Origin of the sequence: Pseudomonas sp. UBA4617, assembly GCF_002386445.1 — a bacterium.
GTDB lineage: Bacteria > Pseudomonadota > Gammaproteobacteria > Pseudomonadales > Pseudomonadaceae > Aquipseudomonas.
In genome coordinates, this window is sequence record NZ_DGIR01000026.1 from 12,040 (window position 1) to 25,779 (window position 13,740).

Sequence of the window (13,740 nt, forward strand, 5' to 3'; positions counted from 1 at the left end):
AGGAAGCCATGATCCGAATAGGCAATGCCCAGGTGTCGCTGGAGCGGCGCGAAGTGTTTGTCGACGGCAAGCCGATCCTGTTGGGTGGGCGTGCTTTCGAGGTACTCGCCACGCTGATCAGGGCCAACGGCCGGGTAGTCGGCAAGGACGAGCTGTTCAGCCAGGTATGGGCCGGCACGGTGGTCGAGGACAACAATCTGCAGGTGCAGGTGTCCATGCTGCGCAAGGCCTTTGGTGACCGCAGCCTGATCCAGACCGTGCCGCGTCGCGGCTACCGTCTGGCTGCCGAAATCAGCCTCGAGGTGCCAGGCCAGGCACTGGGCAAGTCGGTGCTGCGCAGCGTGGCTGAACCTGTCGAGCCACTCGATGAGCGTTTGAGCGTGCCGGTGCCGGTGCTGGTGGTGGATGACGACCCGTCGGTGCGCAGCGCCTTGGGCCGCCTGTTACGCTCACAGGACATCCCGCATCACTTGTTCGCCAGTGCCGAGGCGCTGTTCGAAGCCCGCCTGGAAACCCCCTGTGCCTGCCTGCTGCTGGACATGCACCTGCCCGGTACCAGCGGCCTGGAGGTTCAAGACGCGCTGCGCCGGCTGGCGTTGCCCTGGCCGATTGTGTTCATGACCGGCTTCGGCACCATCCCGATGACCGTCCAGGCCATGCGTGGCGGGGCGCTGGAGTTTCTCACCAAGCCGTTCGACGAGGACCAGTTGCTGGCCCTGTTGCAGGCGGTGCGTGCCCGCGCTGTGGTCGAAGGCCGCAAGTGGCACCATGCGCGGCAGGTCGAGGAAAAGTACCAGCGCCTGACCCAGCGTGAACGCCAGGTTTTCTCGCTGGTGGTTGGCGGTTTGTCGCACAAGCAGATCGCCAGGCAGATCGGCACCAGCGAGGTGACCACCAAGGTGCACAAGAAGAACATCATGAACAAGATGCAGTCCCGCTCGCTGCTGGAGCTGGTGGCCATGCACAACGTCCTCGGAGCACGACCTGAGGGCCTGGGCGGCGCATGAGCAGAGGGGTGTGCATCGTCGACGACGATGCGTCAGTGCGCAAAAGCCTGGCCAATCTGCTGCGTTCGGCGGGGTTCGACACCTTGACGTTTGCCGCTGGGGAAGCCTTCCTGGCCTCGCCCCTGGCGGGCGAGGCGGGCTGTGTGTTGCTGGACCTGAAGATGCCGGGCATGAGCGGGCTGGAGGTACAGCGTGAGCTGGCGCAGCGAAGCTGGCGCTTGCCGGTGATCTGCATGTCGGCGCATTGGGATGATGGCTCGGTGCAGGCGGCGATGGGGCAGGGGGCGCTGGCCTGCCTGGGCAAGCCGTTTTCTGAAGAAGTATTGCTCAAGGCGGTAGAAGAGGCACTGGCCGACAGCCTGTGATGCCCAGGTTCCTGTGCAGATGCTGCCTGGCAACTCAGCACACCTGCACAATCAACTTACCTGGCGCTGCGCAATGCTCTTGGGCTGATCGACCAGAGAGCCATCGTCATGCCTCGCCTGAAGCCCTTCCTCGACGCCCCATCGCCACGCCTTACCGACAGCGGCCTGTTGTTCCTGCGGGTAATGGCCGCCTTGCTGCTGCTGTTCATCCATGGCCTGCCCAAGTTGTTGAACTGGAGCACAGAACTGCAGCACATTGAAGATCCCTTCGGCCTGGGGGCACCGCTGACGTTGGGGCTGGCGGTGTTTGCCGAAGTGGTCTGCCCGCTGCTGCTGATGCTGGGAGTTGCCGCACGCCTGGCTTGCCTGCCGGTACTGGCGGTATTGCTGATAGCGCTGGTGGAGGTGCACCCGGACTGGACGCTGGAGCAGGGGCAGTTTGCCTGGTTGCTGGTGGCGCTTTATGGCGGGCTTGCCTTGACGGGGCCGGGGGACTATTCGGTTGCCGGGCTTTGCTGTCGGAGCAAGGCTGCCTGATGAATGTCGAGGCCGCTGTGCTGCCCATCGCCGGCGAGCCAGCCCCCACAGGTAAAGCGCAACGCTGACCCGCTAGCTGCTCCCCGGCCGGTACTGCAGGGCCTCGGCCAGGTGCGCCCGGCCAATCGCCTGGCTACCTTCCAGATCGGCCAGCGTTCGCGCCACCTTCAATAACCGGTGCGCCGCGCGCAACGACAGGGTCAGTCGCTCACAAGCTCCCTCCAGCCAGGCCTGCTCCGCTGCTGCCAGCCCGCAGTGGCGGCGCAACCCCTCAAGGTCGAGAAACGCATTCGCGCACCCCTGTCGCCTTTGCTGAACGTCCCGTGCCTTGGCAACATTGGCGGCGACATCGGCACTGGTCTCACCACACGGCTGGTTATTCAGCGTGGTGCTCTCGCGGGCCACGGTCAGGTGCAGGTCAATTCGGTCCAGCAACGGCCCGGACAGCTTGTTGCGATACCGCGCTATCTGCTCGGTGCTGCAGCGACAGCGCCCGGTGGGATCGCCCAGGTAGCCGCATGGGCACGGGTTCATTGCCGCCACCAGTTGGAAACGGGCAGGGAAGCGCACCTTGTCGCGGGCTCGGGCAATCACGATCTCGCCGGATTCCAACGGTTCGCGCAGCACTTCCAGCACCCGCCGCTCGAACTCCGGCAGCTCGTCCAGAAACAGCACGCCATGGTGGGCGAGGGTAATTTCGCCCGGTTGTGGTCGGCTGCCGCCACCGACCAGTGCCGGGCCGGAGGCGGAGTGGTGCGGATGGCGAAAAGGCCGCTGCGGCCAGCTGCTCAAAGGTGTGTGACCGCTCACCGACTGGATCGCAGCCACTTCCAGTGCCTCATGCTCATCCAGCGGTGGCAGCAGCCCCGGCAGGCGGCTGGCGAGCAAGGTCTTGCCAGTGCCGGGTGGGCCGGTGAACAAGAGGTTATGCGCCCCGGCCGCGGCCAGTAGCAGTGCGCGCTTGGCAGCCAGTTGGCCTTGCACCTCGCTCAGGTCCGGGTAGGGGCGTTGCTGCAGTATCAGGCCGTTGGCGGCATAGGGCGGCAGCGGTACCTGGCCGTTCAGGTGGGCGACCAGTTCCAGCAGGTGCCCCACCGCATACACCACCAGCCCGCCGGCCAGGCTGGCTTCCTCGGCATTCTCGCATGGCACCACCAGCGCCCTGCCTGCTTCGCGTGCTGCCAATGCCGCAGGCAGCACCCCCTGCACGGGGCGCAGTTTGCCCGACAAGGCCAGCTCACCCAGGCATTCGAGCTCGGCGAGAGGGGGCGTTGGCACCTGGCCATCGGCGGCCAGGATGCCCAGGGCGATGGCCAGGTCGTAACGCCCACCGTCCTTGGGCAGGTCGGCGGGTGCAAGGTTCTGGGTAATGCGCCGTGGCGGGTAGTTCAGCCCGGAATTGACGATGGCGCTGCGCACCCGGTCCTTGCTTTCCTTGACCGTGGTTTCCGGCAGGCCAACCAGGGTGAGATGGGGCAAGCCATTGGCCAGGTGAGTTTCGACGCTTACCGCCGGTGCCTGCACGCCCACCTGGGCGCGGCTGTGGACGAGGGCTAGGGACATGGACGCTCCGTTGTCGCTGATAAGGGCCGCTTCCTGCGGCTGCTGCAAGCATAGCGAGCGCTCTCCAGGACGGCGCAGGAAGTGTGCGTCCGGGTTTTTCAGGCCAGGCATCGTCCCCAGCCTTGATGCCGTATGGCAAGAATGGATCCAATAACTTTTGCGCAGGCGCCTGGTATGGCTTAGTGTTGGTGGGCATCAGCGGTTGCCATGGGATGGCACCGCAGCTTCCTTCAAATGGACTTGAGGTGGTGCCCCGTGCAAACGCTCACCCGCACGCGCCAGGTAATCCGCGAACTGGTGCAGGCCAACGCATTCACTGAACTCAACCGCTTTTACGATAGCCTTGAAGGGCAATGGCGGCAGGCTCCGCCCGGTGAGTTCCCCGACTACCTTGCAGCTATCGAAGGGCACTTGCTCGCCGACCTCGACTGCAACGGCGACCGTGCCCTGAGCCAGGTGCTCAGGGCCTGGACAGATGCTTGCCCCAAGGCTTATCACCCGCAGGTGGTAATGGGCTTGCACTGCTTTCAGCGCGCTTGCCAGGTGCAGGCCAGCGGCGGGCGCAACGCGGCGCGCTCGCTCGCCGTCGAGCAAATCTGCGAAACCGCGACCGCACACCTGCTACGGGCCATGGACCGCTCCACCCAGCCCGTGGCCGCAGCCATTGGCATGCTGCACATCAGTGCGCAATTCGGTGAGCCCGGCTGGCTGGCCGAATTGTTCCAAGGTCAGCCGGCGCGCTTCCGGCCCAGTGCCCGTGCCGATGTCGAGGTGCAAGAGGCTGCGGCACCGTTTCTGGTGAAGCATGGGCTGCTGCCTCTGGCCGAGCTGCCGCAAGCGTTGCCGGCATGCCTGGACAGGCGGGCCGACAGCGAAAGCAAGGATACCTGCCACTACTGGTTACGCCACGCGCTGGCCGCACGGCCCGGCTGCTTCGAAGCGATCCAGGCGTTGGCGTTGTACCTGCAGCCGCGCCGGGGTGCCAGCCTGGATGCGATCGAGTTGCTGGCCAATGGTCCGTTGTGCGAAGCGTGGGACGAGACATTGCGTAATGCGTTGCGCTGGATGCCTGTCGAAGACCGGCTGACACTGCCACATGCCGATCAGCAGCAGGCTGTCGCCGAGTGGCAACAAGTGTTCGAAGCCTGGTCGCAGCGCCCGTTAAGGCCAAGGGAGCAAGCCATTCTGCTGGCCTGGCGTGGGGCGTTGCGCAGCCATGCGTTGCACGACCACGTTGGCGGCATGAGTGATATCGCCGCCAGCCTCGCGTGCCAGGCAGATCACGCTGCCATCCCGGCCATGGCCGAGCCATTTCGCTGTCTGGCGGAATTGGTACTGCTAGATGGCATGACAGATGAAAAGCAGCTGCTGCGTACGGCTATCGAGTACTTGTGTGAGGGTCATTCGCATGCGGCGGCCTGCGCATTGCGTACCGCCGGGCACCGCTTCGGCCTGTGGGGCCTGCCGCGTTCTGCCGAGCAGGCCAGGGCCTGGGCGCAAATTGCGGTAAGGCGCCAGTGCGCCGGCCTGTCGCCGGGCTTCGGGGTGCTCGACGTGGCACGGCTGCTGTGGGCGGGCAACCGGCATGAGGTGGCCTGCTATCTGTATGAGCGGTGCGCCGAGCTGAATCTGCCAGGGGCTGCCCTTGCTTTGTACGAATTGCATCACGGCGAGCTGGGCGACACCCCTGAGCAATATCTGGATGACGAGGCGGCCAAGTACTGGCTGCAGCGTGCGGTGCAGGCTGGCAGCCAGCAAGCCAAGTACCACCTGGCCCGGTTGCGCATGGATGGCGATGAAGACCTCAACGATCGCAGCGCCATGCTGGCGGTCCGGCAGCTGCTGGTTGATGCGCTGGGCAATGCGCAGACCAACGCACAAGCGCGGCTGCACCTGGGGATCCTGTTGCGTCGGTTTGGCGAGCCGCAGGAGCGGGCCGAAGCGGTGGCCTACCTGCTGAGCCTGGTCGAGCATCCTGAAGCCGGGATTGCCGGGCGGGCCAGTGCCGAGCTGGGGCTGGCCTGGATGCAAGGGCGCGGCACCCGCAAACAAAGCCGTTTTGCCGCCATCGAATGGGTGAACCGAGCCGCCACCTTGCAGCCGGATGATTCGGCCATTGGCGAAATACAGGCCAAGGTGCTCAATTCACGCAATCGGGTGAAGACGTTGTTCACCCAGTGCGGCGCGGCCTTGTTCCGCGGCACCCTGCATGCCAGCGAGTTGCCGCCCGGGTGAATGTGGAGGCGGCCTGGAGGGATTCAGGCGCGCACATAGACCCAGGCAGTGAGCCCCGACGCGAGGGTGACCGCGATGCGCTTGTAGTCGGCAACTTCATAGCGGTCGGCAGCCGCCAGCTCTTCTTCGTTGATCTGGAAAACCATGCCGGCCACGCTGTCGTCGGCCTGGTTGCTGGGGGAGACGATGGGATGGTGGGACTTGCCGCTGGTCGCCAACACGGCCGGGTCGGTTATCTCGACCCAGTCCTGGCGATAGCCGGGCATCCGGTCGGCCTGGCCGGTCAGCTCACGGCCGAAGTTGGCCAGTTGCACGGCCTTGTCCTGCAAGGTGCCGTATGAGAACAGCAGTACCGGGTAGGCATCGGAAGGCTGCATTCACTTGTCCTGTGATGTCGGGGTCAGCCGCGCTTCCAGCTCGGCTACTTGTTGTTCCAGGGCTTCGAGGCGGGCACGGGTGCGCGCCAGCACAACCATCTGGCTGTCGAATTCATCGCGGCTGACCAGGTCCAGCTTGCTGAAGGCACCTTGCATCAGCACCTTGAACTGGCTTTCCAGTTCGGCACGGGGCTGGGTGGTATCGCTGCTGAACAGGCGCGAGGCCTGGTCGCTCAGGGCGTCGAGGAGGGCTTTTGGCGCGAGCATGGTTCGGCTGTCCACTGGTACTGGGAAATGGCCCGCAGTGTATCACGCACCTACCTCGCCTTTAGAGTGCGCATTGTTCGCTTCCACAGGAGCGCGTGGTTGCACACATTTCGAGCAATATGCCGGGCTGTCGCGCCCCAGGTTGGTGCGTGTATCCCGTGCTGGCGACTGGCCAATCACGCTTCACTGACATAAGCCGCTGTTTTCCGGGTGCCTTGGTAGAACTGGCAAGGTTTCTGCAAAGACCAGTACGAGCCATGCACTGATGCGGTTCCTTGTGACCAGGCAGTGCGCATGCGGAGCCGGATGCCGACGACGCGTTACAAAGCCAACTGCTGCGCTTAGACTTGAGACGGGTTTGTTTTCCTGGGGCAAGTCCACCAAATCGGGAGAGAGTTTCATGAAGCTAGTCACAGCCATCATCAAGCCGTTCAAGCTAGACGACGTGCGCGAGTCGTTGTCGGAAATCGGCGTGCAAGGCATCACCGTCACCGAAGTCAAAGGCTTCGGTCGGCAGAAAGGCCACACCGAGCTGTATCGCGGTGCTGAATACGTGGTCGATTTCCTGCCCAAGGTGAAGATCGATGTCGCCATCGATGACAAGGACCTTGATCGGGTAATCGAAGCCATCACCAAGGCAGCCAACACCGGCAAGATCGGTGACGGCAAGATTTTCGTGGTGAATCTGGAGCAGGCGATCCGTATCCGTACCGGCGAAACCGATACCGACGCGATCTAACAGCAAAAAAAGCCTCACCAAACCCAACGCCCCAGGAGAAAACAACATGACTCTGCGTAAAATCGCAGGGCTAGGAGCCCTATTGTCCCTCGTCATGCCCGGGCTTGCCCTGGCAGAGGAAGCTGCCCCAGCGCTGAACTCCGGCGACACCGCCTGGATGCTGACCGCAACGGCGCTGGTGCTGTTCATGACCATCCCAGGCCTGGCCTTGTTCTATGGCGGCATGGTGCGCTCCAAGAACGTGCTGTCGGTGATGATGCAATGCTTTGCAATCACTGGCCTGATGAGCATTCTGTGGGTCGTCTACGGCTACAGCATGGCCTTCGATACCACCGGTATGGAAAAGGGCGTGCTCAACTTCAATTCCTTCGTCGGTGGCTTCTCCAAGGCGTTCCTCAGCGGCGTCACGCCCGGTAACCTGACCTCGGCCACCGCGCTGTTCCCCGAGGCGGTGTTCATCACCTTCCAGATGACCTTCGCCATCATCACCCCGGCGCTGATCGTCGGTGCCTTTGCCGAGCGCATGAAGTTCTCCGCGATGCTGGTGTTCATGGGCATCTGGTTCACCCTGGTCTACGCGCCGATCGCCCACATGGTGTGGAGCGGTGACGGTGCGCTGATGTGGGACTGGGGCGTACTGGACTTCGCTGGCGGCACCGTGGTGCACATCAACGCCGGTGTCGCTGGCCTGGTCTGCTGCCTGGTGCTGGGCAAGCGCAAGGGCTACCCGACCACCCCGATGGCTCCGCACAACCTGGGCTACACCCTTGTCGGCGCGGCGATGCTGTGGGTTGGCTGGTTCGGCTTCAACGCAGGTTCTGCCGCTGCCGCCAACGGTACTGCGGGCATGGCCATGCTGGTGACTCAGATCGCAACTGCCGCCGCTGCACTGAGCTGGATGTTCGCCGAGTGGGTTGGCCACGGCAAACCGAGTGCCCTGGGTATCGCCTCGGGCGTGGTCGCCGGCCTGGTCGCGATTACCCCGGCTGCCGGTACCGTCGGCCCGATGGGTGCCCTGGTGATCGGCCTGGCCGCTGGTGTGATCTGCTACTTCTGCGCCACCAGCCTGAAACGCAAGCTGGGCTATGACGACTCGCTGGATGCCTTCGGCGTGCACGGCATCGGCGGTATCGTCGGCGCCATTCTCACCGGTGTGTTCGCTGCCCCGGCACTGGGTGGCTTCGGTACCGTGACCGACATCGGCATGCAGGTCTGGATCCAGGCCAAAGGTGTGATCCTGACCGTGCTCTACACCGCCATCGTCACCTATGTGATTCTCAAGGTGCTGGACCTGGTGATGGGCCTGCGGGTCAATGAAGAAGAAGAGTCGGTCGGCCTCGACCTGGCTCAGCACAACGAACGCGGCTACAACCTGTAACCGCGGCGCGGTAAAAAACTTGCCCGGCTTGCCGGGCATTTTTTTGCCAGATTTTTAGCATTTCGCGTTCGGCAAACGGTTTATTCGGTACGTTTGCGACGTGGGCATAAAACTTACAAAACGTAGAGCGTTCAGGGTGCTTTGCTTTTTCTTCTGGCGCGCTAGAATGCGCGCCGAAGGGTGTTTGACTGTTGTCCGCACGCTTCGCCAGCCTTTGCTAGGCTTGCCAATAGCGAGTGGCCAGCAGGGGCTTATGGATTTGTCAGGTCCTGCCAGGAGCAGGGTCTGCTGGGTACCGCCTCCCATCAGGAGCGCCGGCCCTAGGGCAGTGGCCTTACCACGGCCAGTTGAATTTTCACTGGTGGCTGCCGGTCTACGGCTGCACTGGTCTATAACTAACCTGCTTTTCGCAAGTCATGAGGTAGAACATGAGCGACGACGATCTGGAAAATGATGACCTCGAAGTAGGCGACGAAGACGAGGCTGACGAGGGCCTCGAAGCAGCGGCTGATGAAGTCGCCGAAGATGCCGGCGATGATGACAGCAGCCCGGCACCCACTGCCAAGGGCAAGTCCAAGGCGGCTGTCTCGGTAGACGAGATGCCGAGCATGGAAGCCAAGCAGAAGGAACGTGATGCCCTGGCCAAGGCCATGGAAGAGTTCCTCGCTCGCGGCGGCAAGGTTCAGGAAGTCGAGGCCAACGTTGTCGCCGACCCACCCAAGAAGCCGGACAACAAGTACGGCAGCCGCCCTATCTGAGTGGCTGATCGTCAAAAGGCCCGCCGTCGCTGCGGGCTTTTTTGTGCCAGTTGTACAGGCCAGGCCTGTGCGGCCCTGGAGACGACCATGAGGAGCCGCAGAGAATCTGTCAGCGCCAGCGCGCGAGCACGTCAGGTAGCTGCGACAGCCGCTGGATCTCGGCATCCGGTGCCTGTTCACCGGCCCAGGCCTTGCCCTGCGGGTTGAACCATACCGCCCGCAGCCCGGCGCGCTGGGCGCCGGCGATATCGTCGCCGGGGTGATCGCCGATGTGCACGGCGGCACTGGCGTCCACTTCACCGCGGCGCAGCGCCTCCAGGAAGGGTGCCGGGTCGGGCTTGCCGATGCCGAGGTCTTCGGCACACAGGGCAAAGCGGAAGTAATCGGCCAGGCCCAGCCGGCTCACGTCGGCATTGCCGTTGGTGACCACGCCCAAGGTGTAGTGGTGGCGCAGGATCTCCAGCACCGGCTGCACCTCCGGGAAAATCTCCACTTGGTGGCGGGCATGCAGGAATACTTCGAAGCCTTCGTTGGCCAGTTCCTGCGCATGTTTTTCGCTGTAGCCGACTTCTTCCAGGGCATGGAACAGCACGCGTCGGCGCAGGGCGCTGATGCGGTGTTTCAGACCGGGTTCGGCCTGCACCAGGCGCTCACGAATGGCGAACAGGTGCTCCACCGGCACGCCTCCGAGGATTGGGGCGTTGGCTTCGAGCCAATCGCGCAGCACCACTTCCGCGCTGGCAATTACCGGCGCGGTATCCCACAAGGTGTCGTCGAGGTCGAAGGTGATCAGCTTGATGCTCATGAGTCTGTGCCTTTGCTGCGTTTGGCCCGAGGGTGGGCGCTGTCGTACACCGCGGCCAGGTGCTGGAAGTCCAGGTGGGTGTAGATCTGTGTGGTGCCGATGTCGGCATGGCCGAGCATCTCCTGCACCGCGCGCAGGTCCTGGGACGATTCCAGCACATGGCTGGCGAAGGAATGGCGAAGCATGTGGGGGTGCAGGTGCTGGCCCAACTCGCGCTCGCCAGCCACCTTCACCCGTTGCTGGACCGCCCTTGGGCTGATGCGGTTGCCCTGGCGGGTAATGAACACCGCGCGGTCGCGCGGGTTGCCGAGGCCGCGCAGGCGGTACCAGGCCTGCAGCGCTTCACGGGCCTTGCGACCTACTGGCAATACGCGCGTCTTGCTGCCCTTGCCCAGCACCTGTACCAGGCCGGCAGCGAGGTCGAGGTGGTCGAGGTCGAGGTTGGTCAGCTCGGACAGGCGCAGGCCCGATGAATAGAACAGTTCGAGCATGGCCTGGTCACGGCGAGCGATGAAATCGTCATCGACGCCACCATCCAGCAGCTGCAGGGCGCGGTCGGTGTCCAGGACCTTGGGCAGCCGGCGCTCGCCCTTGGGCGCGCTCAGGCCGCTGGCCGGGTCATGCTGGCACAGGCCCTCGCGGTTGAGATAGCGGTACAGGCCGCGCACCGCCGACAACAGCCGCGCCAGGCTGCGCGAGGACTGGCCATGATGGTGCTGGCGAGCGATCAGCTGGCGTAGCTGCTGGATCTGCAGCGCTTGCCAGCCGGCAATGCCATGTTCCTTGCAGTAGGCGACAACCTTGTCCAGGTCGCGACGGTAGCCCAGCAGGGTATGCTCGGAAACCTGGCGCTCATTGCGCAGGTGTGCGCAATAAGCCTCCAGCTGGCGTTCCATCAGCGCACCGGGCGCAGGGTCTGGGTAACGCGCGGTACAACGCGGCCAAGTACCTCGGCGATATAGCCGAGGAACAGGGTGCCGACGCTGCTCTTGTAGTGCTGCGGGTCGCGGCTGCCGATCGCCAGCACGCCGTGCAGGCCTTGATATTCCAGGGCAGCCACCGCGCTGGAGCCAACCTCTCGGCGCTGCTCTTCGCCAAACAGGAATGCCAGCTCGTGCTCGCGCAGGTTGCCGCTGACGGTCTTGCCGCCGCCCAGTAGGGCGCCGATGGCCTGCTGCGCTTCGGCATTGCTGACCCAGCGCCCGACCGGCGCAACGTTCTCCCCGAACAGGATCAGGCTGACGAAGGGCACCTGGAATTCCTGGCGCAGGCTGTCTTCGACCGCCATTACCACTTCCTCCAGGCTGCCGGCATCCAGCAGGTCGAGGATCAGCCGACGGGTCTTGTCGAACAGCCGGTCATTGTCACGGGCCACATCCATCAGTTGTGACAGGCGATGGCGCATTTCGATGTTGCGGTCGCGCAACAGCTTGAGCTGGCGCTCGACCAGCGACACGCTGTCGCCGCGTTGGTGCGGGATGCGCTGTTCGATCAGCAGTTCGTCGTGCTCGGCGAAGAAAGTAGGGTGGGCGCGCAGGTAGGCGACAACCGCATCGGCATCGAGCTCGGCGGACTGCTTGGGTACAACCTTTGGCTGATCGGTCATGGCGGTTACTCGCTTAGAGACGAACCTGTCCTTCGTAGACGCGTACGGCTGGGCCGGTCATCAGCACAGGCTTGCCAGGGCCGGCCCATTCGATGTGCAGGCGGCCACCGGGCAGCTCGAGGGACACCGGAGAGTCCATCCAGCCCTGGCTGATCGCCGCCACGGCAGCGGCGCAGGCGCCGGTGCCGCAGGCCTGGGTTTCGCCCGCGCCGCGTTCCCACACGCGCAGGTTGGCGCGGTGACGGTCGACAACCTGAAGGAAGCCGGCATTCACCCGCTGTGGGAAGCGTGGGTGGTTTTCGATTTTCGGCCCCAGCTGGTGCACAGGGGCGCTACGCACGTCGTCGACCCGCAGCACGGCATGCGGGTTACCCATGGACAGGGCGGCGATCGGATACACCTGGCCGTCGACTTCCAGTGGGTAGCTCAGCGCCTGCTCGTCGGCGACGAACGGAATGTCCGCCGGGTTGAAGCGTGGCGGGCCCATGTCGACACTGACCTGGCCGTCGTTCTGCACGTCCAGTTCGATGATGCCGCTCTTGGTTTCCACGCGAATGCGCTTCTTCGCGGTCAGGCGCTTGTCCAGCACGAAGCGGGCGAAGCAGCGCGCACCGTTGCCGCACTGCTCGACCTCAGAGCCGTCGGCATTGAAGATGCGGTAGCGGAAGTCCACCTCCGGGTTGTTCGGCGCCTCGACGATCAGCAACTGGTCGAAACCGATGCCGGTATGGCGATCGCCCCATTGTTTGGCGTGCTTGGGCTGGATGTGCGCGTGCTGGCTGACCAGGTCGAGGACCATGAAGTCGTTGCCCAACCCATGCATCTTGGTAAAACGCAGCAGCATGGGCTTACTCCGGCAGCAGGCTTTCGCCAGCGTACAATTCGGCGATGGTCTCGCGGCGGCGAACTTCGAAGGCCTGGTCGCCGTCGACCAGGATTTCAGCGCAACGGCCGCGGGTGTTGTAGTTGGAACTCATGACAAAACCATAGGCGCCCGCAGACTGAACAGCCAGCAGATCGCCTTCGGCCAGGTTCAGCACACGGTCCTTGGCAAGGAAGTCACCGGTCTCGCAGATCGGCCCGACCAGGTCGTAGGCACGGCCTTCACCTTCACGTGGGATGACCGCGCTGACGCCCATCCAGGCCTGGTACAGGGCCGGGCGGATCAGGTCGTTCATCGCCGCATCGACGATGGCGAAGTCCTTGTGTTCGGTGTGCTTGAGGTATTCCACGCGGGTCAGCAGCACGCCGGCATTGGCCACGATGTAGCGACCCGGTTCGAACACCAGGGCCAGGTCGCGGTCGCCGATGCGCTCGCGGATGGCTTTGATATAGTCGGCCACCAGGGGTGGCTGTTCATCGCGATAGCGCACACCGACACCGCCGCCCAGGTCCAGGTGGCGCAGGTGGATACCGCATTCGGCCAGGCGGTCGACCAGCACCAGCAGGCGGTCGAGGGCGTCGAGGAAAGGCTCGACGCTGGTCAGTTGCGAACCGATGTGGCAGTCGACCCCGACCACTTCCAGGTTCGGCAACTGCGCGGCGCGCACATAGATGGCCTCGGCGTCGGCGATGGCGATGCCGAACTTGTTTTCCTTGAGGCCCGTGGAGATGTACGGGTGGGTGCCGGCGTCGACGTCCGGGTTGACCCGCAGCGAGACCGGGGCAACCTTGCCCATTTCGGCGGCCACCACTTGCAGGCGTTCCAGCTCGTCGGTGGATTCGACGTTGAAACAGTGCACCCCGACTTCCAGGGCGCGGCGCATGTCCTCGCGGGTTTTGCCGACACCGGAGAACACCACGCGGTCAGCGCGGCCGCCAGCGGCCAGCACGCGCTCCAGCTCGCCGCCGGAGACGATATCGAAACCGGCGCCCAGGCGCGCCAGCACGTTCAGCACGCCCAGGTTGGAGTTGGCCTTGACCGCGAAGCACACCAGGTGCTCGGTGCCTTGCAGGGCGTCGGTGTAGCTGCGGTACTGGGCCTCGATGTGGGCACGCGAATACACGTAGGTGGGAGTGCCGTAACGTTCGGCGATGGCCGACAGGCCCACGCCCTCCGCGAACAGCTCGCCGTCGCGGTAGTTGAAAGCGTTCATCTGGTTT

Annotated in this window: 15 protein-coding genes; 7 read left to right on the forward strand and 8 right to left on the reverse strand. The window is 64.1% G+C overall.

The annotated features are described in order from the left end of the window. Positions 1 to 8: 8 nt before the first annotated feature. The 3 genes from B4L76_RS11165 to B4L76_RS11175 all read left to right on the forward strand — a co-directional run bounded on the left by B4L76_RS11165 (position 9) and on the right by B4L76_RS11175 (position 1,909). A complete protein-coding gene (locus tag B4L76_RS11165) occupies positions 9 to 1,007 on the forward strand; it encodes a response regulator (RefSeq protein ID WP_296232482.1) in 999 nt (332 codons plus the stop codon). Next, entirely contained in the window at positions 1,004 to 1,372 is a 369-nt protein-coding gene (locus B4L76_RS11170; protein WP_296232483.1) for a response regulator transcription factor, read from the forward strand. Before B4L76_RS11165 ends, B4L76_RS11170 begins: the two co-directional genes overlap by 4 nt. Before the next feature lie 108 nt (positions 1,373 to 1,480). Further along, a complete protein-coding gene (locus B4L76_RS11175) occupies positions 1,481 to 1,909 on the forward strand; it encodes a DoxX family protein (protein WP_296232484.1) in 429 nt (142 codons plus the stop codon). Between the two features lie 72 nt (positions 1,910 to 1,981). Here B4L76_RS11175 and B4L76_RS11180 read toward each other — a convergent pair whose 3' ends face one another. Next, complete coding sequence (locus B4L76_RS11180; protein WP_296232485.1) at positions 1,982 to 3,472, reverse strand: YifB family Mg chelatase-like AAA ATPase; 1,491 nt, start codon at positions 3,470 to 3,472, stop codon at positions 1,982 to 1,984. Positions 3,473 to 3,727: 255 nt separating this feature from the next. Between B4L76_RS11180 and B4L76_RS11185 the strand changes: the two genes are divergently transcribed. Then, positions 3,728 to 5,707 (forward strand): DUF4034 domain-containing protein, encoded by a 1,980-nt coding sequence (locus B4L76_RS11185; protein ID WP_296232486.1) that lies wholly within the window; start codon positions 3,728 to 3,730, stop codon positions 5,705 to 5,707. Between the two features lie 23 nt (positions 5,708 to 5,730). Here the strand turns inward: B4L76_RS11185 and B4L76_RS11190 are convergent, their stop codons facing one another. After that, the gene (locus B4L76_RS11190; protein WP_296232487.1) at positions 5,731 to 6,084 is read right to left on the reverse strand and encodes a gamma-glutamylcyclotransferase family protein; all 354 of its coding nucleotides are present in this window, start codon (positions 6,082 to 6,084) and stop codon (positions 5,731 to 5,733) included. Next, positions 6,085 to 6,351, reverse strand: a complete 267-nt coding sequence (locus B4L76_RS11195; protein ID WP_296232488.1) for an accessory factor UbiK family protein — start codon at positions 6,349 to 6,351, stop codon at positions 6,085 to 6,087. A gap of 400 nt (positions 6,352 to 6,751) precedes the next feature. Here B4L76_RS11195 and glnK point away from each other — a divergent pair, with 400 nt between their 5' ends. The 3 genes from glnK to sutA all read left to right on the forward strand — a co-directional run bounded on the left by glnK (position 6,752) and on the right by sutA (position 9,226). Continuing rightward, positions 6,752 to 7,090, forward strand: a complete 339-nt coding sequence (glnK, locus tag B4L76_RS11200; protein WP_002555808.1) for a P-II family nitrogen regulator — start codon at positions 6,752 to 6,754, stop codon at positions 7,088 to 7,090. Between the two features lie 46 nt (positions 7,091 to 7,136). Then, complete coding sequence (locus B4L76_RS11205; RefSeq protein WP_225779718.1) at positions 7,137 to 8,468, forward strand: ammonium transporter; 1,332 nt, start codon at positions 7,137 to 7,139, stop codon at positions 8,466 to 8,468. A 428-nt stretch (positions 8,469 to 8,896) separates the two neighbouring features. Then, complete coding sequence (sutA, locus tag B4L76_RS11210) at positions 8,897 to 9,226, forward strand: transcriptional regulator SutA (protein ID WP_296232489.1); 330 nt, start codon at positions 8,897 to 8,899, stop codon at positions 9,224 to 9,226. Positions 9,227 to 9,335: 109 nt separating this feature from the next. Here the strand turns inward: sutA and B4L76_RS11215 are convergent, their stop codons facing one another. The 5 genes from B4L76_RS11215 to lysA are packed head-to-tail and all read right to left on the reverse strand — an operon-like array spanning position 9,336 to position 13,733. Continuing rightward, positions 9,336 to 10,031, reverse strand: coding sequence for an HAD family hydrolase (locus tag B4L76_RS11215; protein ID WP_296232490.1), 696 nt, complete (start codon positions 10,029 to 10,031; stop codon positions 9,336 to 9,338). Further along, the gene (gene xerC / locus B4L76_RS11220; protein WP_296232491.1) at positions 10,028 to 10,927 is read right to left on the reverse strand and encodes a tyrosine recombinase XerC; all 900 of its coding nucleotides are present in this window, start codon (positions 10,925 to 10,927) and stop codon (positions 10,028 to 10,030) included. Before xerC ends, B4L76_RS11215 begins: the two co-directional genes overlap by 4 nt. Then, a complete protein-coding gene (locus B4L76_RS11225; protein ID WP_296232493.1) occupies positions 10,927 to 11,637 on the reverse strand; it encodes a DUF484 family protein in 711 nt (236 codons plus the stop codon). Before B4L76_RS11225 ends, xerC begins: the two co-directional genes overlap by 1 nt. A 13-nt stretch (positions 11,638 to 11,650) precedes the next feature. Next, positions 11,651 to 12,481 carry a diaminopimelate epimerase gene (gene dapF, locus B4L76_RS11230; RefSeq protein WP_296232494.1) on the reverse strand — a complete coding sequence of 277 codons (831 nt, stop codon included), beginning with the start codon at positions 12,479 to 12,481 and terminating at the stop codon, positions 11,651 to 11,653. Positions 12,482 to 12,485: 4 nt separating this feature from the next. Then, positions 12,486 to 13,733: a diaminopimelate decarboxylase gene (gene lysA / locus B4L76_RS11235; RefSeq protein ID WP_296232496.1), complete on the reverse strand. Its 1,248-nt coding sequence runs from the start codon at positions 13,731 to 13,733 to the stop codon at positions 12,486 to 12,488. Positions 13,734 to 13,740: the final 7 nt, after the last annotated feature.

Bases quoted from the DNA above. Each gene is read 5' to 3' on its own strand.
- B4L76_RS11215 (WP_296232490.1), bottom strand. From the start codon at position 10,031: ATGAGCATCAAGCTGATCACCTTCGACCTCGACGACACCTTGTGGGAT.
- dapF (WP_296232494.1), bottom strand. From the start codon at position 12,481: ATGCTGCTGCGTTTTACCAAGATGCATGGGTTGGGCAACGACTTCATG.
- sutA (WP_296232489.1), top strand. From the start codon at position 8,897: ATGAGCGACGACGATCTGGAAAATGATGACCTCGAAGTAGGCGACGAA.
- lysA (WP_296232496.1), bottom strand. From the start codon at position 13,733: ATGAACGCTTTCAACTACCGCGACGGCGAGCTGTTCGCGGAGGGCGTG.
- B4L76_RS11190 (WP_296232487.1), bottom strand. From the start codon at position 6,084: ATGCAGCCTTCCGATGCCTACCCGGTACTGCTGTTCTCATACGGCACC.
- B4L76_RS11205 (WP_225779718.1), top strand. From the start codon at position 7,137: ATGACTCTGCGTAAAATCGCAGGGCTAGGAGCCCTATTGTCCCTCGTC.
- xerC (WP_296232491.1), bottom strand. From the start codon at position 10,927: ATGGAACGCCAGCTGGAGGCTTATTGCGCACACCTGCGCAATGAGCGC.
- B4L76_RS11225 (WP_296232493.1), bottom strand. From the start codon at position 11,637: ATGACCGATCAGCCAAAGGTTGTACCCAAGCAGTCCGCCGAGCTCGAT.
- B4L76_RS11180 (WP_296232485.1), bottom strand. From the start codon at position 3,472: ATGTCCCTAGCCCTCGTCCACAGCCGCGCCCAGGTGGGCGTGCAGGCA.
- B4L76_RS11170 (WP_296232483.1), top strand. From the start codon at position 1,004: ATGAGCAGAGGGGTGTGCATCGTCGACGACGATGCGTCAGTGCGCAAA.
- B4L76_RS11195 (WP_296232488.1), bottom strand. From the start codon at position 6,351: ATGCTCGCGCCAAAAGCCCTCCTCGACGCCCTGAGCGACCAGGCCTCG.
- B4L76_RS11165 (WP_296232482.1), top strand. From the start codon at position 9: ATGATCCGAATAGGCAATGCCCAGGTGTCGCTGGAGCGGCGCGAAGTG.
- glnK (WP_002555808.1), top strand. From the start codon at position 6,752: ATGAAGCTAGTCACAGCCATCATCAAGCCGTTCAAGCTAGACGACGTG.
- B4L76_RS11175 (WP_296232484.1), top strand. From the start codon at position 1,481: ATGCCTCGCCTGAAGCCCTTCCTCGACGCCCCATCGCCACGCCTTACC.